We start from the raw sequence: 24774 nt of genomic DNA, 5'->3' as shown, positions 1-24774 counted from the left end.
AACGCCAAGTGAAGTTGCGGTGTTTTACGCCTCGGTGAAAGGAGGCTCGACCGCAATCGGATCGGCCAGGGTCATGCGATCGAGAATGGCGGCCGTTTCATCACGCAATTGCAGCATCAATCCGCGCAAGCGGCACTCCGCCTCGGGCAGGCAGTTGTTGCAGGTTTCATGAGCATTGCGCGCTGCGCAAGGCACCAGCGCAAGGCTTCCGCGTGTCAACCGGATGATGTCACCATAGCGAATATCGACAGGCGGAAGCGCCAGTTCGTATCCGCCGTCCCGCCCCCGGTGCGAGATGACAATCCCTTCCCTCGCCATTTCCGAAAGGATGACGGTGAGAAACTTGCGCGGGATGTTCTGCGCCTCGGCAATCGCATCCAGGCGCACGGGGCCTTGTCCGAATAGGTCGGAGAGATGCTGAAGCGCCCGGATTGTATATCGCGTCTTTTGCGAGAGCATGAGAAAGACATGAACACTCGAACGCGAATGTCAACGCGCTTGGTAGAATTACTGGTGGGGTCTCTTGCACTTTGCCGATAGTCCGGCCCGGTTCCCCGCGGGAACCGGGCCACCTGACTCAAGCCCGCCAATACGTCAGCGCGAAGTTCACTTTGCTTCGGCAGTCCTTTCCACGAAATCGAGCCGGGCGCGGTAGGGGTCCTCGCCATGCTTCGCGCCCCCTTCAGCAATAAGCATGACCCGGGTGTCGTCAGAGGTGGCGACCGGCCACGCCGGCCCCGGAGTTCCGTGCGTTGCGAAATCGATCCACAGCTTGTGCGTGGTGGTTGCGACCGCTTGCTCCCCAGGGACCATCTTCCACTGCGTGCGGGCTGCAACGGTGTCGAAGACATAGGGCAGTTCGCTGGCGTGCGGCGCGCCCCCCATTGCCTTGCGGAAATCCGGATGGGCATAGTCGAATCGATACAGAAAAGCCGCCTGTCCCCGCTTTGCCAGGGCCCTTGCCACGGCAAGTGCCGGTTCGATGAACGTGCGATCGGCGCTGGTCATGACCGCAACCTGCAAAGGTGCACCATCGCCAGTCGGATCATATAGCTTTCGCGCTTCTGCTTCCCGTTCGCCATAGCTGGCAAAGATCTTGGCCTTGTCGGTCCCAAACGGAAGTCCGTCGGCAGAGTTTGCGCCGACCATGATCGGAACCTTGGCATAAAGTCCGGCGGCGATTGCCTCGACCGGGCTGCCGAAAATCGTACGGGCATCGACCATCGGTCCGGAATAGGACGGCTGCGCCATCGTCATCATGGAGAGATCGCCGGTCACCTTCTCCGCCGGCAAGGCGCGCAGCCCTGCTGCGTCGAGACCGGCTGCGAAAGTTTCCCCGGCCTTTGCTGCACCGGCTATGGTTGGCGTCGGCAAGGAGCGTTCGCGCCCGGCACCACTTTCGATGATCACCTTCTGGAACAGCCCACGCGCCTCTGGAGCCTGCAACAGCATGTGCATCGACATGCCGCCCGCGCTTTCCCCGAAGACAGTGACGTTCGCCGGGTCACCGCCAAATCTCTCGGCATTGGCCTTTACCCAGCGGAGCGCCGCGATCTGGTCGAGATAGCCGAAGTTGCCGCCGTACCCCTCTGCCGCCAAGGCCGGATGGGCAAAGAAGCCAAAGCGACCCAGCCGATAGTTGAGGCTGATCAGCACGACGCCATCGCGCGCAAAGTTTTCGCCCGAATAGACCGCAGGGGACGAGCCACCGTTGACGAACCCTCCACCGTGGACCCACACCATCACTGGCAATTTGGCCCCCGGCTTGGCCGATGAGGGTTTCCAGACGTTGACGAAGAGGCAGTCTTCCGATGGCGTGGTGCGGATCGGCGCTGCATCGGGCGGGAATGGGGCTTGAAGGCAATCGGCTCCATACTTGGTGGCATCGCGCACCGAGGTCCATGTCGCCACCGGCTGTGGCTCGCGCCAGCGGTTTTCCCCGACTGGAGACGCGGCATAGGGAATGCCAAGAAAGGCCGAGACGCCGTTTGCCGCCTGAACGCCGCGAACCGGCCCTGAGGCGGTTTCAACGATCACTTCAGTCGTCATGTCTGAAGACCCGGCTCGCGGCTTGGCAGCATGGCCGACACCTGATGACAGGGCCAACATTCCGGCGCCCAAGGCGAGCGTTGTGATGACACGCATCCTCAATCCTTCCACGTCTTGGCCGGCAGCCTGACCTTCACCGGCGCTCCCAGTGTTTCGGCGTCCTTGCCAAGGGCAAAGGTGTATTCGCCAGCCGGCATTGTCCAGCCGCCGTTCTTCCAGTCAGCGAGGATGCGCGGATCGATGGTCAGGCTGACGTTTTGCGATGCGCCTGCGGCGAGGTTCACCCGCTGGAACCCGGCAAGGCGGCGCTTGGCCTGTCCTGCACGGTCGACAAGGTAAAGCTGCGCCACGTCGGCGCCCTCGCGCTTGCCGGTGTTCTTCACTGTGAAGCTGGCGGTCAGGCCCTTCACCTTCAGACTAGCACTCTCGAAGGTCGTGTACGAAAGGCCGTGGCCAAACGGGAACAGCGGCTTCGCTCCTTGCCTCGCGAACCAGCGGTAGCCGACGTCCGAACCCTCAATGTCGTAGTCGGATACCAGCTTGTCGCTGCCCGAGGATGGCCCGCCGGAAAAGTCGGGCTCGACCCAATCGCTGCCATCTAGCTTGGGCCGTGGCAATTGCGCTTCGCTGGCCGGGAAGGTCAGAGGCAGGCGGCCCGAAGGGTTGGTGTCACCGAACAGCACCGATGCGATCGCCGGCCCGCCGCGTGCGCCGGGATACCAGGCCTCGATGACGCCCGCGACCTTGTCCAGCCAAGGCATCTTCACAGGGCCGCCTGTTTCCAGGACAACGATGGTGTTGGGATTGGCGGCTGCAACCGCTGCGATGAGTTCATCCTGACCGTCAGGCAGCGACAGATCGGGGACGTCGAGGCCTTCCGTGGTCCACTGCGTCGCAAAGACGATGGCAACTTCCGACTGCTTGGCCTTCTCCACTGCATCGGCAATGTAGCGCCCGTCACGGAAGGTCACCTTGGCGTCCTTGGCCAGGGCCTGGATCGCGTCCATCGGGCTGGAGCGGTGGTACTGCTGGGCAATGAAACCGGCCCACACACCCTTGCCGCCAATAGGACGGGTCACGGCAGGGCCGCCTTCGCCATGCACCTGGCTCGAACCTGCGCCCGAAAGCACGCCGCCATCGGCATAGCCACCGATGATCGCGATCGACTTTGCCGACTTGGCCAGCGGGAGTGCGCCGTTGTTTTTGAGCAGCACGATACCCTGTTTGGCAACTTCCTCCGCCACCGCGCCATTTGCTGCGAAATCGATCTTGTCGGCGGGCTTGACCGGGCTTCTGTCGAGGCCCGAGGCGTAAATCGCGGTAAGCACGCGGCGGTTCATGTCATCGAGCCGCGCTTTCCACGCGGGGTCTGCCGCCGCCTTGTCCTTGAGCTTGTCACCGAAGAACACGGCCGGATCGAGCTGCTCGCCCAACTGCTGGTCAAGCCCCTTCAGCGCCGCGTCGATGTTCGGCACCGCGCCCCAGTCGGACATCACGAAGCCCTTGTAGCCCCACGACCCTTTCAGCACCTTGTTGAGCAGCCAGTCGTTGGCGCAGGCCTGTTCGCCCCACACGCGGTTGTAGGCGCACATCACGGAGCCGGGCTGGCCCTGTTCGATACCGATCTGGAAGGCGAGCAAGTCGCTCTCGCGCGCGGCGCCTTCGCTGATCTTGACGTCAACATACTTGCGCCCGGTCTCCTGCCCGTTCAGCGCGAAGTGCTTGATCGTCGAGATGATGTTGTTCGACTGGATGCCCCGGATCGCTGCGCCTACCAGAATCCCCGAAAGCAGCGGATCTTCGGCAAGATATTCGAAAGTCCGGCCATTGCGCGGATCGCGCATCAGGTTGACACCGCCGGCCAGCAGCACGTTGAAGCCCTTGGCCCGCGCCTCCGATCCGATCATCGCGCCGCCGCGATACATCAGGTCCGGGTTCCACGAAGCCGCCTGCGCGACGCCAGAGGGCAGCGCCGTCGCCCCGTCCTTGCGGATGCCCATGACGTAGGACACGCCAAGGCTGGCATCGGTTTCCTTCAGCGCCGGCACGCCAAGGCGTTCGATCCCCGGAATATAGCCGGCACCGGCAATCGCATCGGCAGGGATCGGAGGGGTCGGCCCACCCAAGGGCAGCGGCATGATGCCATGCGTCAGCACCACCTTCTCGTCCGCCGTCATCTGCTTCACCGTCGCCGCAGCGCGCGCGTCGGCCGCCTTCATGTCCACGGCTGGCGCCTGCTGGGCCCGGGTGTCCGTTGTGCCAGCAACCACCATCGTGCTCGCCGCCACCAAGAGGCGCCACACCTTCGACATCCATTGTCTCCTGAAATTCACAGCGGATTGACCACTCGATAGCCGTGGACGTGCCAGAGTATTGGCAGCGCTGTCAAGCGGCTCACGTAGAAACCTCGATGCGTAAAATAGGGTCCTTGTGATGCGCACACGCACAGACTAGGTTTCAAATTGAGAATGTTCGCAGAGCGGTTTCCATCCCTCTATTGTCACAAAGAGAAGCATGACCCCCCTGACCTTTCCGGCGAATTCCGCGCGGGCCACCATGGACGATGTGGCACGTCTTTCAGGCGTGTCGTTGAAAAGCGTGTCTCGCGTCATCAATGGCGAGCCTCACGTGTCGGCAAACCTGCGCGCCAAGGTCGAGGCTGCAATTGCAGAACTGAACTATGTCCCTGATGCCGCTGCTCGTTCGCTGGCCGGATCACGCACCTTCATCATTGGCCTGCTGCTGGACAATCCGAGCCCGCACTACACCATGAAAATCCAGAAGGGCGTCTACAACGTCGTACGGTCCCACCAGTATCACCTGCGCATCGACAATGTCGATTCCACCGTACCGGACGAACAATTTTCCGCGCAGTTGGAAGCCCTTATTCGTAACAATCGCTGCGATGGGTTCGTATTGACGCCCCCGCTGTCGGACAATCTGCTTCTCCTGGACTTTCTTGAGGCGCGCAAGATCCGCTATGTCCGGATCGCCCCCGCGCTCGACAATGCTCGTGGCCCTGGAATTGCCATCGACGACGCTGCTGCGGCGGCGGCAATGGCCCAGCATCTGTGGGATCTTGGCCACCGCCGCTTCGCAGTCATGCGGGGCCCCGCATCGCACATGGCCGCTGCCCGGAGACGCGACGGTTTCATCGCGGAACTGGAACGGCTGGGCAGCGCCACCCCGATCATCGACGCCGATGGCGGGTTTTCGTTTGAAGGCGGTATTGCTGCAGGCGAAACCTTGATCGCTCAGAGCCCCAGGCCAACCGCCGTCTTCGCCTGCAATGACGACAGCGCTGCTGGCGTGATGGCCGCATGTTCGAAGGCAGGATTGAAGGTGCCGGACGACATCTCTGTCTGCGGCTTCGACGACAGCTGGATTGCGCGGTCAGTCTGGCCCTATCTGACGACCGTGTATCAGCCGATCGAGGAAATGGGCCAGGCTGCCGCAGCCCTCCTGCTCAGGAGAGATGAGCAGGAAGGCAAGATTTCCCAGCTTGGGTTCCAGCTGGTGATCAGGGATTCGACTGCGCCTCCCCGGCAGACTCAAGGGTAACCGGGCCGATCAGGCCCGAAGGGCGGAGCGCGGTGTCGGCACGATAGGTTGGGAACGACGTCCACGTCACCTTTTCCGCACCGGGTTGCGCATCGCCGATCAGGCGATTGACCCAGAGGTTTGCGACCTTCACCTCCACCGAATTCACGCCCTTCCTCACCACACCTGACAGGTCGACGCGATAGGGCTTGTGCCAGGCATAGCCAACGTGCTTGCCATTGACTGACACCTCAGCGATCTCGCCCACTTCGCCGAGATTAAGCCAAAGTGGCGCGCCAGCGTTCACGCTCTTGGGCAAGGTGAAGCTGCTGGTGTAGGTCGCCATGCCCGAGAAATACCTGACGCCCGGTTCAGCCTGATCGCTCAGCGATGCCAGTTTCGGCAAGGTGATGCCTGCCGGTGCGCCACGGTCGGCCTGGAAAGCGACCTGCCAGGGCCTGTCCAGCGTCGCCACAGCCGTAGGCACCGCCTTCTTGATCATCAGCGAGTTGGCCTTGGCGGGCTTACGGAACACGACGAAGACGGAACTCTCTGCGCCGAGCGTCAGCGGGACGATCGTCTCACCGTTCTCGATGCGGTAGGATACAGGCTCGGAACGCCCGCTATCGGCGTACCACAACTCTGGCTGCTTTCCAGTGACGCGGAAACGCGCCTCTACGCGCTCATCCACCGTCTTGCGGTTGTTCAGGAACCACAGATCCCCGTCGCCCAGATTGCGGTGAACGAACAGTACCTGAGCATCCGCACTTGCTCCGGACATTCTGAAATCGGGCGACACACCTGCCTTCGCCAGCGCAGCGTCGATATCGGCAGAGGCGATGACCTGCCCTGCCCCAAGCCGCGTCACCGGTGCCCCGGACCACAGTTTCGCGACCAGCGCGGCGAAGTCGGCCTTGCCGTCCGCCAGTGCAGGCGAGCTTTCGGGTGCGTGGCCGACGACGGTTGCGCCCGCTTCGACCAGCGTGGCGAGGCGCCGCAAGGTTGCGACGGTCATGCGCCGGGTCGATCCGCCAAGCTGGATCGCCTTGTAACGCGCCCCGCCCTTGGCGACTATTTCTCCATCCTGGACCTCGATCGCATCGAAAAGCGCGTCGCGGTTGATGAAATCATAGGCATGTGCCTTTGGTGCGTCACCGATCGGCTTGCGCCCATAAAGCGCAGTGAGCGGTCCTTCCTCGCCGTAGAAATAGGCGACGTCTGCAACGTTGCGGCCTGCCTGCAACAGCAGAGAAGACCGCGCCATGTAATCAACCCAAGGCCGGGCAAGTTCAGCCCACGCCTCATGGCGGTTGAAGAACTGGCCGAAGAAGGCCAACGAAAGGCCCGGCACCTTGTCGTCAACCGGTTGATGCACCGAGGTGTGCACGACCGGGCGGTTGACGCCGCTGGCGAATTCCAGATCGATGATGCGGCGCAATTCGTTGGGAGCGTAGGCCCAAGGCGCCAAGGCTGACGTCATCGATTCTGCCGCGACGATGTTCTGGCCATAGACATGCGCCACCGAGGCAGCGCCTTTCATGTCGGCAAGGTAGCTGGGGTTGGGCCCGGCCTTGCGGCCGAAGGTCCACAAGGCGGACATCGGCACATCTGCATGACTGCGCATTGCCATGTCGTCGCCAAGCGAAGGACGGTTGTCCTCGAGAGCCTCCCCATAGACCTTCAGGCCATTCTCGTGCGCCACTTGCGCAACTGTTCCGTAGTGTTCCGATGCCATGAGATCGGCGAGAGTCTGGCGGTAATCGCGCAGGAACTTGTCCGACTGCTCGCGCGTGCCGACCAATACGCCGGCAAGCGTCGGCAGGTAAGGCATCGGGTCATAGCCGCGCAGGCGCTTGAACTGCTCGATCATGCGCGGCGTCCAATTGGCCGCCCCCACTTCGATGGAATCCGTCAGCAGAGCGCGAACACCGCGCTTGCCGACGAGATCCTCGCCCGCCGCATCCTTATACGTGCCGATGTAGTGCTCGAGATAGCGACGAACGGCAGCACCGTCGAACTTGTCGACTTCGAGGCCCGTCGCCTCGGGCGGCGCGGGATGATTGGTTGTGCCAAGCAGGCTAGATCCAAGACGGATCACGCGCCATTTCCCCTTGGGCGGTGTCCAATCGAGTGAGCCGTCAGGACGCATCTTGCCTGTCAGGTCGACGATCCTCGAAGGGTCAACGCCAACGGCCGCCCTATCTGGTTCGCCGAGCGCGTCGTAATCCCGTGCGATCGCATAGCCTGCCTTGGCTTCAAACTGATCGATTATGGTTTCGGAGGTCAGGCGGAATTGCTTGATCTCGAGCGGCGCCTTCGCGCTAGCCGCGATCATGTCGACAAAACCGCCAACGACGACACCGGGTGTGGGATCGCCCAAATTGGAGCCATTGAATGGCAGGGGTACGAAAACCAGACGGAAATGCCGCGCGGTTACCGGCTCGAAACTGACGGTGGACGGGGCGCCGGTGACCGGCATGCTTGCAACAGGCTGCCATGTGGTGCCGTCATTGCTGGCCTCGAGGCGAATGTCGAGAGTCGGCCCGGCAAACATGCTTTTCGCACCGGGAATGGCGATCGTCGCAGAGCGTATCGCCTGTGGCTTGGCGTAGCTCGCCACCAGAGTGGTTGGCGCCTCCGCCGGACAGCGCGGCAAGGTCACGCCAGTCTGCAGGCTGGCATCCGCCAGTGCCGCGGCGGAGATCGGCTTGCCATCCGAACTGAAGGAAGGAAGCACATCTTCCGCTGCCGTATCCGGCAGTGCGAGCACTGCAATATCGCTATATAGCTCGGGGGCCTCGAAGCCATGTTCGCCGGTGATCGAAGCCAGCGGATCCGAATCAGGCATGTCAAGGAAGGGGCCGGTCGTGACCGGGGGCATAGGCAACTTGCCCGTGAAACGCTTTCCACCCCTAAGGCGCGTTTGAGCCCAAACGACCTTCTTCAGACCATCTTCAGGCTTTACCCAAGGCCCACCTGTTTCCGACCAGCCGGGCGAGGCTGCAATGGCAAGTTCAAGGCCCAATCGGTCGGCCTCGCTGGCGGCGAAGCGGAAGGCGTCCTTCCATTCCGGCGTCATGTATACGAGACGCTTGCCCACGACCTGTGGGGTCTGGAGTCCTGCATCGAAGTTCTGCAGTCCCCCAATGCCGACGCGCTTCATCCAATCGAGATCCTTGGCGATCCCGTCCTTGGTGACATTGCCGTTCATCCAGTGCCACCATACGCGCGGGCGCGCTTCCATTGGCGGATCCTGGAATTGCTGGGCAAGCGGATCAGGATTCGTTGCCCCCTGCTCGGCCGTAGGCGCCTCGGCAAAGGCAACCGGAGAGAGCAGCGTGCTGCAGGCAAGGATCGCTGCGACTGAAATGCGCCGGCGAATGTTCATCATCTTCTCTCCAGACCTGTTCTTTTTATGGAATAGCAAATCAGACGATGCCGGCGCCCAGCCCCACGGCCTTGCGCTCCTGCGCCTTGCGGCCACGGTACTGGCTGAGGCGATAGGCTTCGAGCACATCGATGGCGCCACCGGCTTCCATCCGCGCCTTTGCCAGGATCGGCGCAACGTCGACATTGTAGGCGCGGCGAAGGGCCTGAAACGCCATCATCGTGTCGTTGGCTTCCTGTGCTGCGTGGAGGGCGGCGCGATCCACCAGCTGCGCCTTTGCGAAGCACTGGGTGATGGTTTCCGCGCTCGACAGCATCGATTCAATCGGATCGGTCACATTGTGCGACTGGTCGATCATGTAGCTGGGGTTGAAGCCGTCACGCGGGTTCAGTTCAGCCTCAACCAGTTCGTTGAAGACCAGAAACAGCTGGTGCGGGTTGATCGAGCCGCTGTCGAGGTCGTCGTCGCCATACTTGCTGTCATTGAAGTGAAATCCGCCGAGTTTGCCGAAGCGGTGCAGACGGGCAACGATCTGTTCGATGTTCACGTTCGGCGCATGATGGCCGAGGTCGACAAGGCACTTTGCCTTCGGGCCCAGTTCCTGCGCGGCAAGGATCGAGGAACCCCAGTCGCTGATCACGGTCGAATAGAATGCCGGCTCGAACATCTTGTGCTCGAGCAGCATCCGCCAGTCATCGGGAAGCGCCGCATAGATCTTCGAGGCGGCTTCCAGATAGCGGTCGAGGCTGCGGCCAAGATCCTGCTGACCGGGGAAGTTGGTGCCGTCACCTACCCACACCGTCAGGTCGGTAGAGCCGAGCTGGCGCCCGATCTCGATGCACTCGATATTGTGATCCACCGCCTGCTGGCGCGTGGCAGCATCCTGCGCGGAGAGCGAGCCGTTGGCGTAAGTGTGCGCCTGCCCCACCTGATCCTGAAAGGTGTTGGAATTCACCGCATCCCAGCCAAGGCCAAGAGCCGCTGCTTCTTCACGGAGCGCCGTGAAATCGCTGACCTTGTCCCATGGAAAGTGCGGGGACACGCGAGGGGTGACGCGGCTGAGCTGCTGGATGACCGCGCAGTCTTCCAGCTTCTCGTGAATGTTGGTCGGTTCACCGGCGATCGGGAACTTGGCAAAGCGCGTGCCGCCTCGGCCAGCACCCCATGACGGCACGGCGACCGAGAAGCCCGCCACGCGGTCCTTGATTGCATCGATGTCGATCCCGGTACGGGAAAGCTTCCGGCCAAGTGCTGCGTAATCCTCCTCCAGCGCCTCGGCGTGAAGGGCATTGCGTTCGGCGATCAGGTCCGCCGAGATGGGCAGTTCGGTCATCTCTTCATCCTCTCCCGGAGACTTAGCGCGTGAAGGCCTGCGCGTTGCCCGCGTCGACATTGATCATGTTGCCGGTGGACTTTGCGCTCATGTCCGAACCGAGGAAATAGACCGCTTCGGCAATGTCTTCAGGCAGCACGTCGCGCTTTAGCATCGAGCGCTGGCGGTAGTGTTCTTCCAGTTCCTTGCCGCTGTCGATGCCGTGGGCCCCTGCGCGCTCCTTGCGCCAGTCGCCGTCCCAGATCTTGCTGCCCTTGATCACAGCGTCCGGGTTCACGGTGTTGACGCGAATGCCGTGAGGCGCACCTTCCAGCGCAAGGCAGCGCGCGAGGTGGTTCGCGGCGGCCTTGGCCGAGGCATAGGCGCTGGCATTTGTCGCCGCAGCAACGCCGTTCTTCGAACCGATGAAGACGACCGACGCACCGCCCTGCTCCTTCATCCGCTTCATCAGCGGCCAGGCCGCCTTGGCGGTAAGGAAGTAGCCCTGCGCCAGCACATCGTAGTTGCGGTTCCACAACTCGATAGTGGTTTCCTCGATCGGTGCGGACGAGGCGATGCCGGCATTGGCGACGAGAATGTCGAGACCACCGAACTCGCGCGCCGCCACATCGATTGCAGCTTTGACCTGCGCTTCATCGGTCACGTCACATACCGCCGCTCGTACGACGTCCTTGCCGAACTGCCTGGCAAAACCGGCGCGCACTTCCTCCACCGCATCGGCCGCGCGATCCGCCAGCACCACGCAGGCACCTTCGCGCAGCAAGCGAGCGGCAGAGGCGGCGCCGATGCCCCCTGCCCCGCCGGTGACCAGCGCGATCTTGCCGACCAGAGGCTTGGGCGCCGGCATGCGCTGCAGCTTGGCTTCCTCGAGAAGCCAGTACTCGATATCGAAGGCTTCCTGCTCATCGAGCGCGATGTAGTCGCCGATCGCCTCGGCGCCGCGCATCACGTTGATGGCATTGCCATAGAATTCACCCGCGAGGCGGGCAGTCGTCTTGTCGGTGGCAAAGGTGATGCGGCCGACGCCGGGCACGAGCACGACAACCGGGTTGGAATCACGCATCGCAGGCGAGTTGGACCGCTTGCAGCGCTCATAATACGCCGCATACATCTCGCGATAGTCGGTGATCTTCTGCGCCAGATAGGCATCGTCCTGCAGGCGCGCCGGATCGAGCGTGAGCGGTGCGATCTTGGTGCGCAGGAAGTGGTCGGGGCACGACGTGCCAAGCGCGGCGAGGCGCTCGAAGTCGACCGAGCCTGTGAACTCCAGCGCCTCGGCGTCGTCCGAAAAGTGGCCGAGCTTCTGGCGCGCACCGGTCATGAAGCCGCGCAGGCGGGGCATGAGGTCGGCGGCAATGGCAGCGCGATCCGGGTTCGGCGCAACCTTCTGGCCGCCGAAAGCAGGTGCGCTGCCAAGCTTGGCGTTCAGATAGTTCGCAGCGTCTGCAATCAGTCGCACGGTATGCTCGTAGCAGGCCTTCGCGCTATCGGCCCAGCAGATGATCCCGTGGCCTGCCAGCATCACGCCTTCGACATGCGGATTGGCCTTCACGTAATCGCGCAGCATCACGCCCAGGGTATAACCGGGCCGCTTCCACGGCAGCCAGCCGATCTTGCCGCCCCAGATTTCCTGTGTAGCTGCTTCGCCGCCCGAAGAAGCGGCCAAGGCAATGATCGCGTCCGGGTGGACGTGATCGACGTGGGCAAACGGCAGCAACGAATGCAACGGCGTGTCGATGCTGGCCGCGCGGCCGTTCAGATTGAAGGTGTAGTGCGGCAGGAAGCCGACCATCTTGTCGTCATCGTCAGGACCAGAATAGTGCGCCTCCAGCCCCAGCAGCTTGGCCTGATAGAGCGTGGCAAAGCCATCGAGCTTCATCGACCCGATATCGCCGCCCGAACCCTTGACCCACAAAACTTCAACCTTCTCGCCCGTAAGCGGATCGACCTCCTCGAGCTTGGCCGAGGTATTCCCGCCGCCGAAGTTCGTCACCGTCAGGTCGCTGCCGAGCAGGTTCGAGCGATAGAGCAGCAGTTCGGCAGGGCTGAGCTTCGAAGCGACCGCATCGTCCCAACGGCTGGCAGGCACGGCGAATGGAAGGGCGGCGGTAATCTGGGTGTGGGCGTTCATGGCATCCTGCAGACTGTTGCGCGATCTCGCGGTCGGCGACTCAGTAGCACTTTGCGCAAAAACGATCAAGAATGATCATTTATGATTGTTTTAATGCTGGGCACAAAAAAGCCCCGCACCGATGAGTGCGAGGCTCTTTGCGGTTAAGTTGCAATCAGCGCGCTGACTGCTCCAGGAATTCGATGAGATCGGCGCGGTCCTGCGCATTTGCCAGCGGAGGAAAGGCCATTCGGTTGCCCGGTGCGAACTTCGCCGGACCAGCCAGAAACGCGTCCAGCGACTGCGCATTCCAGACGACGGCCTTGTCCTTGAGGGCCTGCGAATAATTGAAGTTCGGCATGGTGCCAGACGTGCGACCCACCACGCCCTTGAGCGACGGTCCAAGACGCGTCGCACCGGTGTTCAGGTCATGACATGCGGCGCAACGGGCGTACACGGTCTTGCCCCTGGCCGGATCCCCAGATGCCTGCTGTGCCAACGCGCTGCCGGCAATGGCGAACGAAGCGGCGGCGATTAGTGCGATTGGCTTCATGAAGCGGAATCCTTTGGTCATCACGGCATCATGCCTGCCAAGGCATGTCCCGCTGCTGAACGATCAATCCTTGGCCGGCGCCGTCAGATACAGCTTCATCAATATCCGGAAAAGCTCGGACTTTTCACGCGCTGTGAGCTTCGAGGTCAGTTCCATCTCGTGCTCGGCAATGGCCAGACGCGAACGGGCAAGCACCTCGCGACCTTCATCGGTCAACCACAGGCCTCCGGCTCTTCTGTCCAGCTTCGAAGGCTCGTTCACCACAAAGCCGTTCTTGATCAACTGGCGCACGAACTGATGCACGGTGGGGCGTTCGATCTGGAAGAACTTTGAAAGATCGGTCTGCTTCAAACCGGGATTGGCATTGACCAGCCAAAGGATGGCCACCTGCTTCGGCGTCACGCTCATCGTGTCCAGCCGCTTTTCCAGCCGCGTGACGAATAGCGTGTTTACGGTGCCGATGTGCAGACCGAGAACGGAGTCGAGATCGTCGAGATCCAGTTCAGGTACGACGGATTGTCGGTTGATCACTGCCGTAGCCACGGATATTCCTTCCAACGCTGGCGCACAAAGCCCCTGTAAAGGGCCGAATTGCAGGCAGAGATCGCGCTGCGTCCGGCTCCTTCCATTAGTAACACAAACAAATTCTGCAATGCCTTTTGTGCAATGCACATTGCGGCATGGCGCCCAATTGGAGGATGACAATCGCATAAAATGCGACCAACAACAATTACGGCGATTGCACATGACTGGAGCGATGGTGGTGTCCCGAAAAACCTTTCTCGCAAGCATGGCTGCACTCTTTGCGAATCCGGCCGCTTACGCCGATGCGGGGCCCAGCGCCCCTGCCCCGACTCTCGCGTACGCGTTCACTGTTCAGGCCTCCCTCGCTCCTCCGGTTGAGCAAGGTGAAATCGATACCGGGCGCAAGCGCTTCATCCCGATAACCGGCGGCACGGTGAGTGGGCCGGCGCTTGCCGGGCAGGTACTGCCTGGCGGTGGAGATTGGCAGGAAATCCTCCCTGGCGGTCTCACTTCGATAGAGGCGCGCTATTTTCTGAAGGCTACGGACGGAACGGTAATCGAAGTGACCAATCCGGGAGTCCGTACGGCAGCGCCGGAGATTATCGAAAAGCTCGCCAACGGAGAAAAGGTCGATCCTTCCGCCTACTATTTCCGCACAACGCCGCGCTTCTCCGTGCGCTCAGGTCCGCACGAATGGATGCGACGCAAGGTGTTCGTCGCTCGCGGCATTCGCAAGCCTGATGGCGTTGTGATCGACTTTTACACGGTGGAATAGCGAAAGACGGCAGCGCCTCAGGCTTCGACCGGCGCCGTGGTCATTCCCAATGCGGGGATGCCGACCGAGCGCCTGCCCCCGTAATCGGTCCGGACGACGATCAGATTGCCCTTTTCAAGATGCTCCAACAGGCGCCGTATGCGCCCGGAAGAGCGTGTTCCGTAGATTTCAGCGAGTCTTTCATCATCGGGGCAAGGCGCCCCCTCCATCGCTGCACGGGCCAATGTCAGGAAGGGGGCCAGCAAGTCATCGGGCACATCCTTGCCTATCCGGAGCAGATCCTGCCACTGCGCCGCCTTGTCGTCATGGATCCCTGCAACCGCCATCGCGAACCGGCGCCGGAACACGCCGAGGTCCATGCCTGGCAATATCCGCAACATGCGGCAGCGGACGGTGAAGTCCTGATAGAGCTGCGACGCCGGCTGGAACGTGCAATCTGGTTCGGCCGCCATCTCGGCAAGGATCGAGGCGATACTCGCGGCAGTTTCCTCCGCCTCGAACAGGCTTGGCGCCGCGGGCGGCTCAACTTGCTCTGAAGCGGGCACAAAGCCTGCGATCTGCTCGAGCAGTTCGCCGCTCTCAGGCGCTGGCGCTTCCGGTTCGGGCGTACGGGGCGGCGCTTCCATCGCCAGAGGTTCGGACAGCAAGATCGATTCCATCTCAGCACCGGCCGCATTGGGCAGCGGCATCAGGCCCTGCACCACGTTGCGCGCGCGAGTCTGAACATCGGCAATGCGGACGCTGACCGGACGGCGGGCAATGGCTGGCCCAAGACCAAGGAAATGTCCCCGTTCCAGATCGCGGATCTTCTCGGCCTCGCGCCGCTCCATGCCGAGCAGGTCGGCCGCACGCGCCATGTCGATATCCAGGAAAGTGCGGCCCATCAGGAAGTTCGATGCTTCGGCCGCGACATTTTTGGCCAGTTTAGCGAGGCGCTGGGTGGCGATAACCCCCGCGAGTCCGCGCTTGCGCCCGCGACACATCAGGTTGGTCATTGCCGAAAGGCTGAGGCGGCGCACTTCGTCGGTCACATCCCCGGCAGCGGCCGGTGCAAACATCTGCGCCTCGTCGACCACCACCAGTGCCGGGTACCACTCGTCGCGCGGAGCATCGAACAGAGTGTTCAGGAAAACCGCCGCGCACCGCATCTGCGCTTCGAGCTCGAGTCCATCGAGGGCGAGGATCACCGAAGCCCGGTGCTTGCGAATGCGCGCTGCAAGCTTGGCAATTTCCGGGCCATCGTAGGCCGCACCATCAACGACGACGTGGCCGAACGGTTCGGCCAGCGTGACGAAATCACCCTCCGGGTCGATTACCACCTGCTGCACGATGCTCGCGCTCTCTTCCAGCAAGCGGCGCAGCAGATGCGACTTGCCCGACCCGCTGTTGCCCTGCACGAGCAGGCGGGTTGCAAGAAGTTCCTCGACGTCGATCCTGACAGACGCGCCGGACCGGTCGGCGCCGATGACGATTGATGCGCTCACGCCTGTCGCTCTGGCGAAGGCGGGGAGAGTCGGCAAGGCCGTGGCCTTGTGATTTCCCCCGCCTTCAACGCCTTTTACGGCAGGATGATGCCATCACCGCGCTTGTACAGCGGCGCGGTACTATCATCGGGCCGCCCGGGATGCTGCTCTTCGACCGCCTTTGCCGATGAGGGCAGTTCGAACGGCAGACGCCCCTGCGACTTTGCCTTGCCGGTCACGAGATCGACGAGCACAGCATCGCTGGCTCCGAACAGACCGTAGAGTGCTGCGGCCTTGGCCTGGAATGCGGTCAGAACGGCAGGACGATCAAGGTCCACCGCCACGATCGTGGGCACTTTGGCAGACGCCATCGCAACCACCTTCGTTGCTTCGTCGTCAGCACGGAAATCGAGCCTGCCCTCGTGCTGACGCGAGCCGAAGAAGTGGTGGGGGTGAAGCACCTCGAACGGCGTGGCGACACGCACCAGAGCGACATCGGCCTGATCCAGCGTATCCACAACCGTCAGCCCTCCGGCGCGCGCCGCTTCAGTACCCACCCCTGACAGCCAGACCTTCCGGCCCGGCGCCAAGGGGAGCAGTGCATTCCTGTTCTCAAGCAGGACCTGCGCGGCGCGCTGCGCCTTGTCGGCTTCGGCCTGGGTTGCCGGATCGCCAATCACCTTCCCGGCTTGGGCCACATCTACATAGGGATTGTCAAACAGGCCGAGGTCGAACTTGAGCTTGAGCACGCGCCGCGCCGCTTCGTCGACCCGGGCGAGGCTGACCTTGCCGTGCTTGACTGCAGCAAGCAGCGGCGCTGGATCATCGACGCCGCCGAACTGGTCGATCCCGGCATTGGCGCCCATCGCATAGCGGTCTTCCTCGGAAAGATCCTCAACGCCCCAAGGCATCGCGATGTTATAGCCCTGCGGCTTTTCCGCCGTGGGCGCCTTGCACGGTTCGAGGCAGGTGTTGGTGATCGCCCAGTCGGAAATCACGATGCCACCGAACTTCTTGGTCTTGCGCAGCAGGCCGTCGATCAGCGGCTTGCTGAAACCCGCGCCGACCTGTGGCAGGGGCTTGCCTTCTATACTGACGCCATTGGCGACAACGTAGGTCGGCATCACGCCTGCGGAGTTCGCGGAAAGCGCGCCTTCAAATGCTGCCACGTGCTGGGCAAAGCTCTCGTTATCTAGGCGGGCGATGCGGCCGTAGTAGTTGTGCCCGTCGAAGCCTTCCGGCTCGGCGCCATAACCGACCCAGTGCTTGACCACGGTGGCGACGCCAGAACGGACGAGACCCGTAGGGCTGCCCTGAAAACCGCGCACATAAGCCCCTGCAAGCCGGGACACCGTCGCAGCGTCCGAACCAAAGGTCGCCACGCCGCGAGGCCAGCGTGGCTCGGTGTAAAGATCGGCCTGCGGGCTCAGAGCCATATGGATGCCGACTGCCCGGTATTCGGCGGCGACGAGCCGGCCAAATCGCTCGATCAGCTTCTCGTCCCCGATTGCCGCCATTCCCAGCGTCTCGGGCCATTGCGAGAAGCCACCGGATGCCGAACTGACGCCTACTGTCACCTGGAAGTGGTTGCGCGGATCCGTGCTGATCGTGACAGGGATGCCGAGGCGCGTGGCTTCTGCCAATCGCTGGATGGCATTGTTCTCTTCCGCAAAAGTCCTGGCATCGGGCGATAGGCGGGTGATCGCACTGTTCACGCCCCGAGCGAGTTGCGCCTGCGCTGCCGATTTGTCGTAGGACGCCCCTACCCCGATGGCCGACCCTTTCTCAGCCGCCAGCGTGCCATGGAGCATGAGCGCGACCTTCTCCTCAAGCGTCATCTGCCGCAGCAGATCCTCTACGCGACGAGCCGTCGGGGCTGCCGGGTTCTCGTAGATGTCCTGTCGACCGTTGTGATTGAGATCGCGATAAGTTCCGCCTGCGCTGGCTGGCTGGTGGACAAGCATGGCCGCCCCGAGGGCCGGCAAGATTACGGAACCCGCAAGAAGCGACGTCAACGAACGCGACATGAATCTCTCCCGCCTGCGAATTGACAGCGCAGGACATGGGGACGTTAGTCAAAGGATGCGGATCGGGCAACGCCTCAAGACAGAAAAAGCGGCGACGCAATGCTCGCGCCGCCGCCTCTGCGACCCGTCGGGCTAAAAGGGGAAAGCCCTTCGGAAACCGAGTGTTATTCTTAGCCCTGTCGGATCAGGTAGTCGAAGGCAGAAAGCGCAGCTTTGGAACCTTCGCCCATGGCGATGATGATCTGCTTGTAGGGCACAGTGGTGGCGTCACCCGCCGCAAAGATGCCCGGAACGCTGGTTGCACCACGGGCATCGACCTCGATTTCGCCTCGAGCCGAAAGATCGATCGCGCCCTTGATCCATTCCGTATTAGGCACAAGACCGATCTGCACGAAGATGCCTTCAAGCTCGATCGTATGCAGTTCCTCGCTCGTACGGTCCTGGTAGACCAGTCCGGTTACCTTTGCACCGTCGCCCAGTACCTCGGTGGTCAGAGCCGAGGTCACAATCGTGACGTTGGGCAGCGAACGCAGCTTGGCCTGCAGCACCGCGTCAGCTCGAAGCTGGCTGTCGAACTCGATAAGCGTCACATGCGCAACGATGCCGGCAAGGTCGATCGCCGCTTCGACGCCGGAGTTGCCGCCGCCGATCACTGCCGTGCGCTTGCCCTTGAACAGCGGACCATCGCAGTGCGGGCAATAGGCCACACCCTTGTTGCGGTACTCGTCCTCGCCGGGAACACCCATCTGCCGCCAACGCGCGCCGGTCGAGAGGATCAGCGTCTTCGCCTTGAGGCTTGCGCCATTCTCGAGCTGGACCTCATGCAATGCGCCTTCGCTGCCGGGCAACAGCGCCGTCGCCTTCTGCAGGTTCATCACGTCGACCTCGTATTCCTTGACGTGGCTTTCCAGCTGGGCGGCAAGCTTCGGCCCTTCGGTGTGCTGGACCGAGATGAAGTTCTCGATCCCCATGGTGTCGAGCACCTGCCCGCCGAAACGCTCTGCCACCACGCCGGTCCGGATGCCCTTGCGTGCGGCATAGATCGCAGCAGCTGCACCGGCAGGACCACCGCCGACGACGAGCACGTCGAACGGCTCCTTGGCGGCAATCTTTTCGGCGGCGCGGGCAGAAGCATTGGTATCCAGCTTGGCGACGATCTGCGCCAGGTCCATGCGGCCCGAGCCGAAGGGCTGTCCGTTTAGGAACACGGTCGGCACGGCCATGATCTGGCGCCGCTCGACCTCTTCCTTGAACAGCGCGCCGTCGATGGCGACGTGAGTCACGTTAGGGTTGAGCGCTGCCATGATGTTGAGCGCCTGCACCACGTCGGGGCAGTTCTGGCAGGTCAGCGAGAAGAACGTCTCGAAGTGTAGCGGACCGTCAAGGTCGCGCACCTGGTCGAGAAGCTCGGCGTCTTCCTTCGGCGGGTGCCCGCCAACGTGGAGCAGCGCTAGGATCAGAGAGGTGAACTCATGCCCCATCGGCAGACCGGCGAACACGGCTTCCGCCCTGCCCTCGTCTGACCGGATGGCGAAGCTGGGCGCCCGCTCGTCCGTTCCGTCGAAGCGGGCGCTGACCTTGTCCGACTGCGCAGCAATTTCCTCGACAAGCGACCGCATCTCGGCGGACTTGGCGCTATCGTCCAGAGTTGCAACCAGCTCGATCGGACGGCGCAGGTTGCCGAGATAGGACTTGAGCTGGGCAGTGGTGGCGGCGTCAAGAACGGGCATGGTCATTTCCTTTGGACATTACAGACCGCGCGTCACCGAATGGTCGGCGCACGGGGGATCAGTTCGAATTTGATCGAGATCGTGGAGCCGGCGGGCCGCCCACAAGCGGCACGGCCCGTCCGGTGGCTATGGCAGGACGTTCAACCCCACGCGGTGAGCGCCCTGCCAGAACAATCAGATCTTGCCGACGAGGTCGATCGACGGAGCCAGCGTTTCGGCGCCTTCTTCCCACTTGGCCGGGCAGACCTGGCCGGGATTTTCGCGCCAGTACTTGGCAGCCTTGATCTTGCGCAGCAGTTCCGCAGCGTTGCGGCCCACGCCCTCGGGGGTGATCTCGACCAGCTGGATGGTGCCGTCCGGATCGGTCACGAAAGTGCCACGGTCAGCAAGGCCGACGCCTTCGCGCAAGATGCCGAAGTTGTTCGAGATCGTGTGGTTCTGGTCGCCGAGCATGTAGTAGTTGATCTTGCCGACAGCCGGCGAGGTTTCATGCCATGCCTTGTGGCTGAAGTGCGTATCGGTCGAAACCGAGTAGACTTCGACGCCGAGGCCCTGGAGTTCGCCATAGATGTCGGCAAGGTCTTCCAGTTCGGTTGGGCAGACGAAAGTGAAGTCGGCCGGGTAGAAGAAGAACACGCCCCACTTGCCGAGTACGTCCGCATCGCTGACGTCGACGAACTTGCCCTGGTGGAAAGCGGTTGCCTGGAATGGCTTCAGCTTGCTTCCGACGATCGACATAGACTCAAATCCTTCTCGTTGTGGATTGGTGAACCGGGATACGAATGGTGAGGTAGGGCATGAGCAGTCGAATTTCCAATGAGCAAATTCGCCTTGTTTGATTGATTGGATCGATCAATAGCGGAAATTATATTGCACTTTCCGGATGTCTATGAAGCCGTGACCTAAAGTGCAGGTCCTGATGAATCCCAGGAACGCCGCAATGGCGAGAGCGTTGCGCCGTGCGCGTGCACTTTTTGCACTGCCTGCCGCAATTTCAGCACTTGAAATCCTTTCGCGCCTGAACCAAGTGGCATTTCGCAACGGAACGATTTCGTTCAATTACTGCCGAATGGATCAAAAATGGCCGCCTCGACCGACACGACACCTGCAGCTGATTCCCATCATACCGGCGAGGGCCGCAAGAAGCTGATCGGTCGTATCGCGCTCGGCGCTCTGGCAGCCGGTGCCTTATACGGTGCCTATGCGTTGTATGAATACGAGACTGTCGGCAAGTTCATGCAGGATACGGAAGACGCCTATGTGAAAGCAGACGGCGTCACCATCAGTTCCAAGCTTGGCGGTTACGTGCGCCGTGTTGCAGTGAGCGACAATCAGGCGGTCGATCAGGGTACTCTGCTGGTCCAGATCGATCCGACCGATTACAACACCCGCCTCGCGCAGAGCAGCGCACAGGTCGACGTCGCCCGGGCCACGGAGACGGCCGCCGTTGCAGCCATTCAGGAAGCACAGTCCGCAGTGGGTCAGGCCCGCGCAGCGCTGCAGGCGTCCCAGCGCGAACTCGCTTACCTGAACGGCGAAGTGGCCCGGATGCGTCCCCTGGTGGCTAGCGGTGCCGAACCGAAGCAGGCGTTCGACCAGCTCGTCGCCAACCGCGACAAGGCTGCGGCAGACGTTGCTGCGAAACAGGCCGGGCTGTCGGCCGCAAGCGATCGCGTGACAAGCGCGCGTGCCCAGGCCGGCCAGAGCGCGGCGCAAATCAAGGCAGCACAAGCCCAGCGCGAGGCTGCCAGCACGGATCTGGAGACGACCCGCATTGCGGCCCCGATCGGGGGCAAGATCGGCAACTCCACCGTGCGCGTCGGCCAGTTCGTGCAGCCCGGCCAGCGACTGATGACGATCGTGCCGACCGAAGCGATCTACGTCGAAGCCAATTTCAAGGAAACGCAGATTGGCCTCATGCGTCCGGGGCAGCCGGTAACTGTCCACGTCGACGCGCTGCCCGACGTCGACTTCCACGGCACGGTGGAAAGCATCACGCCGGGCACCGGCGCCAATTTCTCGCTGATCCCGCCACAGAATGCGACCGGCAACTTCACCAAGATCGTCCAGCGAGTCCCAGTCCGCATCCGCATCAATGCCGGGCCGGAATCACGCAAGGTGCTGGTTCCCGGCCTTTCGCTCTCGGTCGAAGTCGACACGCGTTCGGCAAAGTCGGCAATTGAGACGATCCGTAACGAGCAGGATCGGGTTGCGTCGAAGTGAGCCAGTCGGCAGCCATGGATGAGGCGGCAATGCCGCCGGCCGCCGCAAGCGGCGAAAAGGCCGACATCACCGCCTGGCTGGCGGTGGCTGCGGGCGCCATCGGCTCGCTGATGGCGACGCTCGACATTTCCATCGTCAACGCATCGTTGCCGACGATCCAAGGTGAGATCGGCGCTTCGTCGAGCGAAGGCACCTGGATCGCCACCGCCTATCTCGTCGCCGAAATCATCATCATTCCGCTTACGGGCTGGCTCGAACGTGTGTTCGGCCTGCGCCGCTTCCTGCTGATCGCGGCGATCCTGTTCACCGGCTTTTCGGTGATGTGCGGGCTGTCCTCTTCGCTGACAATGATGATCCTCGGTCGTGTCGGCCAGGGCTTCACCGCCGGTGCGATGATCCCGACGGCCTTGACCATCATTGCCACCCGCCTGCCGCCCAACCAGCAGCCGGTGGGAACGGCCCTGTTCGGCCTGACCGTTATCATGGGCCCGGTCCTGGGCCCCTTGGTAGGCGGCTGGCTGACAGAGACGTTCAGCTGGCACTATGCCTTCTTCGTCAACGTGCCGATCAGCCTGATCCTGATCACGCTGTTGCTGGTTGGTCTGCCCAAGGGGAAGATGCAGTTGGGCGAGCTGGTGAACGCTGACTGGTTCGGCGTGATCGGCTTGATCCTTGGCCTGGGCGGCATCACCGTAGTGCTCGAGGAAGGCCATCGCGAGCAGTGGTTCGAATCCGCCCTGATCTGGAAACTCAGCGCAGTCACGCTGCTGGGCTTCATCTTCATCGCCATTGGCCAGTTCAAGGCAACGCGCCCGGTAATCAAGCTAGCCCTGCTTCGCAACAGATCCTTCGCGGCGGTGTTCGTGCTGGCTTTCGTGCTCGGCGCCGTGATGTTTGGCACTGCTTACGTCATCCCGCAGTTCCTGGCGGCGATTGCCGACTACAACGCCATGCAGGCAGGGCGCATCGTTTTCATATCCGGCATTCCCGCAATGATGATGATGCCGCTGTTTCCGATCCTGATTTCGCGCGTCGATCTGCGCGTGATCGTCGGCACCGGGATCGCTCTGCTGGCGATGTCCTGCTACCTCGACGTCACGCTCACTGCGCAATCGCGCGGCGGCGATTTCGTCGAGACGCAGTTGATGCGTGGCCTTGGCACCGTGTTCTGCATGATGTTTTTGAACCAGGCGGCAATCAGTTCCGTTTCCCGCGAGGACGCCGGTGACGCAGCGGGCCTGTTCAATGCAGCGCGCAACCTCGGTGGTTCGGTCGGCCTTGCCCTTCTCGCCACGCTGCAAGATCAGCGCTGGGAGTTCCATCGCTGGACCCTGCACAGTGCGCTCGGCGCGAACGACCTCAACGTTCAGGACTGGGTCGGCCAGCAGGCGATGACCTACGGCGGCGGCCCCGATGGAATGGCGGCCGCACTCCGTTCGCTCGACGGGATGATCCTGCGCGATGCACTCGTCATGGCCTTCAACGATGATTTCATGGCGCTGACGCTGGGTATTCTGCTCGTGTCCCCGCTCGTTCTTCTTCTGCGCCCGCTTCCCAAGGGCTATCACGCAAAGGCTGCGCACTGATGACTGCCTCGCTATCCCTTCGCCGCATCGGCAGCGCCACGATCCTCGCCGCGTTACTGGCAGGCTGCACGACTGTCGGCCCGAACTACAATGGCGCTCCCGAAGCCGCCCCCGTCGCCGCTTCGCGCGGCAAGTTCGTCCGCGCCGGAGAGGCCATGCAACAGACAACGCCTTCATCAAGGTGGTGGGAGAGCCTGGGCGATCCGGTCCTGAACCAGCTGGTCGTCTCCGCTCTTGAAGACAGTCCGGGAATCGCCGTGGCCAATGCCCGCATCGCCCAATCACGCGCGGCTCTTGCTGCCAACCGAACTGCCGCACTGCCGACGGTGAACACATCGTTTGCCGCCCCGTACCTCAACGTTCCGGGCAACATTGCCGGAAACGGTGGCGGGAGGGACGAGATCAACGCCTACAACCTCGGCTTCGATGCCTCATGGGAAATTGATCTCTTCGGCGGCACGCGCCGAAAGGTGGAAGCCGCGCTGGCGCGCGCAGAGGCCGCAGAGGCAGCCTCGGCAGACGCGCGGGTGACACTATCCGCCGAAATCGCCCGTGCCTATGTCGGCCTGCGCGCGCGGCAGGCGATGTTGGCGCTCCAAGATCGGCAGGTGGGCATCGATCGGGAACTGGTCGCGCTGGCGCAACAGCGCTACGCCGCCGGGACGATCCCGCAACAGCCCGTCAACGCAGCCGAGGCTCAGGCGTTCGCCAGCGAGGCGGACGTTGCCAAGTCTCGCGCCGAAATCGCCGTGCTGATGGACCAGATTGCAGTGCTGACAGGCAAGGAGCCTGGAGCACTCGACGCTCTTCTGCAAACTCCGGCACCGGTGCCCCTGCCGCCTGCCGAAGTATCCATCGGCGACCCGGCCAGCCTGTTGCGCAGCCGCCCCGACATTCGCATGGCAGAGCGCCAACTCGCTGCGGCCAATGCCGATGTCGGTGTGAAGATTGCCGACAAGTTCCCCAAAATATCATTCCTCGGGCTGCTGGGTCTTGGCGGCCAAAACATCGGCGACATCTTCGACCCTGCGAACATCGTCGGCATTGCCCTGCCGCAGATCAAGTGGAACCTTTTCGATGGCGGGCGCGCTGACCGCCAGGTCGAAGCCGCCAAGGGTGCCTATGCCGAAGCCGAAGCGAATTACCGTAGGACAGTGCTGACCGCGCTACAGGATGCCGAAGGCTCGCTCGCGCGCTTTGGCGCGCAGCGCGTCGCTTTCGGCAAGGCGCTTGATGCGGAAGGGCGGGCTCGCAAGAACGTCGATCTGCAGCAGCAACGCGTGCAGGCAGGGACCATCGGCAAGCCCGACCGTCTTGATGCAGAGCGGCAAGCGCTGCAGTTGGCGATGGCAACCGCGGCCGCTCGAGCAGAGCTTACGACAGGGTTTATTGCGGTAGAAAAGGCACTTGGCCTTGGCTGGACCGCCGATGCAGCGGCGTCAGGGGCCAATAAATGAAACGAATTCGCCCAT

The 24774-nt window shown here is 62.4% G+C and carries 17 protein-coding genes; 5 read left to right on the top strand and 12 right to left on the bottom strand.

Annotated elements, in window-relative coordinates:
* Positions 1–24 precede the first annotated feature (24 nt).
* The 3 genes from NJ75_RS09970 to NJ75_RS09960 all read right to left on the bottom strand — a co-directional run bounded on the left by NJ75_RS09970 (position 25) and on the right by NJ75_RS09960 (position 4361).
* Positions 25–459, bottom strand: coding sequence for an RrF2 family transcriptional regulator (locus NJ75_RS09970; RefSeq protein ID WP_039333968.1), 435 nt, complete (start codon positions 457–459; stop codon positions 25–27).
* Between the two features lie 147 nt (positions 460–606).
* On the bottom strand, positions 607–2145 hold the full coding sequence (locus NJ75_RS09965) for a carboxylesterase/lipase family protein (RefSeq protein WP_039333967.1): 1539 nt from the start codon (positions 2143–2145) through the stop codon (positions 607–609).
* A 2-nt stretch (positions 2146–2147) separates the two neighbouring features.
* A complete protein-coding gene (locus NJ75_RS09960) occupies positions 2148–4361 on the bottom strand; it encodes a beta-glucosidase family protein (protein WP_039333964.1) in 2214 nt (737 codons plus the stop codon).
* A gap of 202 nt (positions 4362–4563) precedes the next feature.
* Here NJ75_RS09960 and NJ75_RS09955 point away from each other — a divergent pair, with 202 nt between their 5' ends.
* Positions 4564–5610 carry a LacI family DNA-binding transcriptional regulator gene (locus NJ75_RS09955; protein WP_039333962.1) on the top strand — a complete coding sequence of 349 codons (1047 nt, stop codon included), beginning with the start codon at positions 4564–4566 and terminating at the stop codon, positions 5608–5610.
* On the opposite strand, the gene NJ75_RS09950 is transcribed toward NJ75_RS09955, so the two are convergent.
* The 5 genes from NJ75_RS09950 to NJ75_RS23745 all read right to left on the bottom strand — a co-directional run bounded on the left by NJ75_RS09950 (position 5570) and on the right by NJ75_RS23745 (position 13516).
* Complete coding sequence (locus tag NJ75_RS09950; RefSeq protein WP_407668268.1) at positions 5570–8980, bottom strand: glycosyl hydrolase; 3411 nt, start codon at positions 8978–8980, stop codon at positions 5570–5572. The genes NJ75_RS09955 and NJ75_RS09950 overlap by 41 nt on opposite strands.
* A 37-nt stretch (positions 8981–9017) precedes the next feature.
* Positions 9018–10310 (bottom strand): L-rhamnose catabolism isomerase, encoded by a 1293-nt coding sequence (gene rhaI / locus NJ75_RS09945; protein WP_039333959.1) that lies wholly within the window; start codon positions 10308–10310, stop codon positions 9018–9020.
* A gap of 22 nt (positions 10311–10332) precedes the next feature.
* Entirely contained in the window at positions 10333–12441 is a 2109-nt protein-coding gene (locus tag NJ75_RS09940; protein ID WP_039334084.1) for a bifunctional rhamnulose-1-phosphate aldolase/short-chain dehydrogenase, read from the bottom strand.
* A gap of 154 nt (positions 12442–12595) precedes the next feature.
* Positions 12596–12973 carry a c-type cytochrome gene (locus tag NJ75_RS09935; protein ID WP_039334083.1) on the bottom strand — a complete coding sequence of 126 codons (378 nt, stop codon included), beginning with the start codon at positions 12971–12973 and terminating at the stop codon, positions 12596–12598.
* 63 nt (positions 12974–13036) lie between these two features.
* On the bottom strand, positions 13037–13516 hold the full coding sequence (locus tag NJ75_RS23745; protein WP_062780402.1) for a MarR family winged helix-turn-helix transcriptional regulator: 480 nt from the start codon (positions 13514–13516) through the stop codon (positions 13037–13039).
* Positions 13517–13763: 247 nt separating this feature from the next.
* Here NJ75_RS23745 and NJ75_RS09925 point away from each other — a divergent pair, with 247 nt between their 5' ends.
* Entirely contained in the window at positions 13764–14273 is a 510-nt protein-coding gene (locus tag NJ75_RS09925; RefSeq protein WP_156135757.1) for a DUF3237 domain-containing protein, read from the top strand.
* Positions 14274–14290: 17 nt separating this feature from the next.
* On the opposite strand, the gene NJ75_RS09920 is transcribed toward NJ75_RS09925, so the two are convergent.
* From NJ75_RS09920 to ahpC, 4 genes are all read right to left on the bottom strand, one after another.
* On the bottom strand, positions 14291–15757 hold the full coding sequence (locus NJ75_RS09920; RefSeq protein WP_039333955.1) for a helicase HerA domain-containing protein: 1467 nt from the start codon (positions 15755–15757) through the stop codon (positions 14291–14293).
* Between the two features lie 74 nt (positions 15758–15831).
* Positions 15832–17763, bottom strand: a complete 1932-nt coding sequence (locus NJ75_RS09915; RefSeq protein ID WP_039333952.1) for a glycoside hydrolase family 3 protein — start codon at positions 17761–17763, stop codon at positions 15832–15834.
* A 170-nt stretch (positions 17764–17933) separates the two neighbouring features.
* Positions 17934–19493: an alkyl hydroperoxide reductase subunit F gene (ahpF, locus tag NJ75_RS09910; protein ID WP_039334081.1), complete on the bottom strand. Its 1560-nt coding sequence runs from the start codon at positions 19491–19493 to the stop codon at positions 17934–17936.
* A gap of 174 nt (positions 19494–19667) precedes the next feature.
* Positions 19668–20231: an alkyl hydroperoxide reductase subunit C gene (gene ahpC / locus NJ75_RS09905; protein ID WP_039333951.1), complete on the bottom strand. Its 564-nt coding sequence runs from the start codon at positions 20229–20231 to the stop codon at positions 19668–19670.
* Between the two features lie 342 nt (positions 20232–20573).
* On the opposite strand from ahpC, the gene NJ75_RS09900 reads away from it, so the two are divergent.
* From NJ75_RS09900 to NJ75_RS09890, 3 genes are read left to right on the top strand one after another with little or no spacing between them, the layout of a single operon-like run.
* A complete protein-coding gene (locus NJ75_RS09900) occupies positions 20574–21716 on the top strand; it encodes an HlyD family secretion protein (protein WP_039333950.1) in 1143 nt (380 codons plus the stop codon).
* A 14-nt stretch (positions 21717–21730) separates the two neighbouring features.
* On the top strand, positions 21731–23302 hold the full coding sequence (locus tag NJ75_RS09895) for a DHA2 family efflux MFS transporter permease subunit (RefSeq protein WP_039333948.1): 1572 nt from the start codon (positions 21731–21733) through the stop codon (positions 23300–23302).
* Positions 23302–24759, top strand: coding sequence for an efflux transporter outer membrane subunit (locus NJ75_RS09890; protein ID WP_039333940.1), 1458 nt, complete (start codon positions 23302–23304; stop codon positions 24757–24759). The genes NJ75_RS09895 and NJ75_RS09890 overlap by 1 nt, the downstream gene beginning before the upstream one ends.
* Positions 24760–24774 lie beyond the last annotated feature (15 nt).

Origin of the sequence: Novosphingobium subterraneum (genome assembly GCF_000807925.1) — a bacterium.
GTDB classification, from domain to species: Bacteria; Pseudomonadota; Alphaproteobacteria; order Sphingomonadales; family Sphingomonadaceae; genus Novosphingobium; species Novosphingobium subterraneum.
Note: the sequence above shows the minus strand (reverse complement) of the source record. Positions and strands in the feature narration are given on the sequence as shown.

What these genes read in the sequence shown, in the direction of transcription:
- NJ75_RS09935 (WP_039334083.1), bottom strand. Translation starts at nt 12,973, where the DNA reads ATGAAGCCAATCGCACTAATCGCCGCCGCTTCGTTCGCCATTGCCGGC.
- ahpC (WP_039333951.1), bottom strand. Translation starts at nt 20,231, where the DNA reads ATGTCGATCGTCGGAAGCAAGCTGAAGCCATTCCAGGCAACCGCTTTC.
- NJ75_RS09900 (WP_039333950.1), top strand. Translation starts at nt 20,574, where the DNA reads ATGGCCGCCTCGACCGACACGACACCTGCAGCTGATTCCCATCATACC.
- NJ75_RS09895 (WP_039333948.1), top strand. Translation starts at nt 21,731, where the DNA reads ATGGATGAGGCGGCAATGCCGCCGGCCGCCGCAAGCGGCGAAAAGGCC.
- NJ75_RS09925 (WP_156135757.1), top strand. Translation starts at nt 13,764, where the DNA reads ATGGCTGCACTCTTTGCGAATCCGGCCGCTTACGCCGATGCGGGGCCC.
- NJ75_RS09915 (WP_039333952.1), bottom strand. Translation starts at nt 17,763, where the DNA reads ATGTCGCGTTCGTTGACGTCGCTTCTTGCGGGTTCCGTAATCTTGCCG.
- NJ75_RS09950 (WP_407668268.1), bottom strand. Translation starts at nt 8,980, where the DNA reads ATGATGAACATTCGCCGGCGCATTTCAGTCGCAGCGATCCTTGCCTGC.
- NJ75_RS09890 (WP_039333940.1), top strand. Translation starts at nt 23,302, where the DNA reads ATGACTGCCTCGCTATCCCTTCGCCGCATCGGCAGCGCCACGATCCTC.
- NJ75_RS09965 (WP_039333967.1), bottom strand. Translation starts at nt 2,145, where the DNA reads ATGCGTGTCATCACAACGCTCGCCTTGGGCGCCGGAATGTTGGCCCTG.
- NJ75_RS09970 (WP_039333968.1), bottom strand. Translation starts at nt 459, where the DNA reads ATGCTCTCGCAAAAGACGCGATATACAATCCGGGCGCTTCAGCATCTC.
- NJ75_RS09955 (WP_039333962.1), top strand. Translation starts at nt 4,564, where the DNA reads ATGACCCCCCTGACCTTTCCGGCGAATTCCGCGCGGGCCACCATGGAC.
- rhaI (WP_039333959.1), bottom strand. Translation starts at nt 10,310, where the DNA reads ATGACCGAACTGCCCATCTCGGCGGACCTGATCGCCGAACGCAATGCC.
- ahpF (WP_039334081.1), bottom strand. Translation starts at nt 19,493, where the DNA reads ATGCCCGTTCTTGACGCCGCCACCACTGCCCAGCTCAAGTCCTATCTC.
- NJ75_RS09960 (WP_039333964.1), bottom strand. Translation starts at nt 4,361, where the DNA reads ATGTCGAAGGTGTGGCGCCTCTTGGTGGCGGCGAGCACGATGGTGGTT.
- NJ75_RS09940 (WP_039334084.1), bottom strand. Translation starts at nt 12,441, where the DNA reads ATGAACGCCCACACCCAGATTACCGCCGCCCTTCCATTCGCCGTGCCT.